The sequence below is a fragment of the Thiolapillus sp. genome (assembly GCF_048562965.1).
GTDB classification, from domain to species: Bacteria; Pseudomonadota; Gammaproteobacteria; order Chromatiales; family Chromatiaceae; genus Thiolapillus; species Thiolapillus brandeum_A.
Map to the genome: position 1 here is coordinate 1 of NZ_JBHNMF010000460.1, position 2,649 is coordinate 2,649.

Annotated in this window: 1 protein-coding gene; it reads left to right on the forward strand. The window is 53.8% G+C overall.

Annotated elements, in window-relative coordinates; genetic code table 11:
• The first annotated feature begins 47 nt into the window (after positions 1-47).
• Positions 48-2,366, forward strand: coding sequence for a choice-of-anchor Q domain-containing protein (locus ACOCD2_RS16335; protein ID WP_293649628.1), 2,319 nt, complete (start codon positions 48-50; stop codon positions 2,364-2,366).
• Positions 2,367-2,649 lie beyond the last annotated feature (283 nt).

A 2,649-nucleotide genomic window follows, 5' to 3' on the forward strand; every position in this document is an offset into this window, starting at 1 on the left:
GCTAGGGTTACTGCCCCCGGATCCTGAAATCACAAGAGGAAAATCCAATGAAATTGAAAATCATCATGGCAGTGCTTGTCGCATTTTCCCAACCGGCAGCCGCAATTACCGTACACCGAGTCACCAGCCTGGCGGATCACGGAGACGGCACCTTGCGCGCTGCCGTTGCAGCCGCTGCATCGGATGACCGTATAACTTTCGCGCCATGGCTCTACGAGAAAACTATCCGACTGAACAGCGAAATCACTATTAACAAACGCCTACGCATTGAGGGCGATATGAACAACGATAGGCGACCAGATATCACCCTAGACGGGCAACACGAGCACAGACTGCTAAACATCACGTCAGGAGGCAATTTGACGCTCTGGGCGGTATCACTAGAGCACGGTAAGGCTGCTGAGGGAGGCGCCATCTACAACCTCGGCACCGTCAGCGCCAAATTCTGTCAGATCAACGAAAATCTAGCAACGGAGCAGGGGGGGGCAATCTATAACCGTGGAATGCTGAGCATCGACAGCTCCAGCGTCCGTGATAATTTCGCCGCAACACAGGGGGGCGCCATCTACAACGGAAAAATGATGGCTACCGATACTGCTAAAACGACACTATCAGCGTCAACATTCGCGTGGAACCAGGCAAAAATAAACGGCGGCGTAATTTACAACCGTGGCGGTATTTTCGGCGCAATCAACAGCACATTTGCGAACAATTTGGTACAGTCACGTACAGACTGGGAAAACGACACAAACGCGAAAGGGGCTGTTTTGTACGCCGTCGGCGGCAGCAATAAATTTTCAGACAGCACGCTAAAAAACAACAAATCCGCACCACTCAGGGAGCCAGAACAAAAAAAATGCGGCATACGCTCTAACAGTGATTTCAACTGCCTACCACTAGCAGAGCTCAAAGCAAAAAACGGGCAACGCAGAATAAACAACGGCGGGATCATATACAGTCTAGCCAGCTGGTCATCAGTACAATTGATCCGGACGGTGATATCAGAATCACGAGGCCGGAACTGTGGCGGACTGGGTCGATACACACTCGATCACAGCTGGTCGGACGACAATACGTGCGATGGAGCGGCGGATTTTTCCGAACCTGGTACCAGCAGGGGAGATGCCAAACTAGGACCACTAGCCGATGAGGGCGGCTATACGTACACGTACAGTCCACTACCGGACAGTGGTCTGATTGATGCAGCCGGCACGATATGTCCAGTCCACGATCAGCGCGGGGCACGACGTACACGGTATCCAGATACCCAGTGCGATATCGGCTCTGTAGATGCGAACTCCCGCGCGCCATCGCGCCTGCGGCCTCAAACCATAAATACCACGCCGCCGGCGGAGTACAACGAAGACATCGCGGTTTTGCATGAGCGCATCGACACGCTCAAAACCCAGACCGAAACGCAGCAGGCTGAAATAACCACAAAGGCCGAAAATATCGCGCGACTGGAACGTGAACTTGACACGCTGGGCGAGCATTTGGAAGCACTTCAGCGCCAAATAGCGGAACATGCAGGAGATACCGCGAAAATCACCGAACTTCAGACGCAAGTGACGGCCACTAAGACTCAGATAGAGGCGCACAGGTCGCGCATTGCGGAACTGGAAGACGCGCAAATTCACGAATGCCTGGCTGTCGAAGCGTGGGACGCCGGAAATATGAAATCTTTGACTGTCGGCGATGAAGCGTTGCTCTACCAGCATGATACGTTTATTGACGTGGGTGACGTAGGCAGCCCGACACCATTACAGCATCGGGTTACGCGCCATGTTGAAACCAACCGGGCCGGTAACCTCCAATCTTCCGGACAGATCCAAGGCGACAATGGCCCTATTCAATGGATAGCTACATCCTCGCAAATTCCGGGTTCCGGGGTTTATTCGACAAACTGGGAGTTCTTCAGCGCGCAACCGTTCGGCCGCGTGATCTTTACGAATTACGTTGATGTGGATTTCGGAAATGGGGGAGATGACGCGCTGATTGTCGGGGGTTCCAACCACCATCTCCGCCTGCTGGTAGTGGATGGCACTTCCCCCACTGTTGGCGCTGCTTTCGGCGTTCGCCGCCTTCGGGATGCGCAATATCTGGGCTGGTCTGGCAGTTCTGATCAGTACCCGTTCATAAGCAATGCCGCAGTTGGAAATGAGGGCGCGCCGGCTTCATGGCCTACCTTCACGCCCGACCGCGCCCGATACGGCGATGGCGTCACGGGTTACGGGCCTGCCGACATTGCGCCCACCCTAGCGGTAAGACTCACCCCACGGGCGAAATACGCAAGTTTTGAAATAACCGTTCTGGCAGCACCTGATGGCGTTGTTCCTGCGCACCCCTTCACTGATGCCTGCCAGTGAGTCAAGCGTCTCTTCGGCCTCGTGATAGATTTTGGGGGCAGGGATGTCCCAAAATCTATCACGAGGCCGAAGAGACGCTTGTGAGGCTTCACACGAATCTACGAAGAACCTCATGGAGTGTCGTATAGCAATGAAACACGGGAACGAAGACTAAGTACTGAAGTTTCACCATTATTTTCACTTCCCTGATCTCGCAAACTCAAGCCACCATGCGTAGCAGAAGGGAGACGAAAGTATTTTGCCGGCATTTCTCCCGGTCTGGCCAAAGTCTGAGAAAATCCTC

Bases quoted from the DNA above. Each gene is read 5' to 3' on its own strand.
- ACOCD2_RS16335 (WP_293649628.1), top strand. From the start codon at position 48: ATGAAATTGAAAATCATCATGGCAGTGCTTGTCGCATTTTCCCAACCG.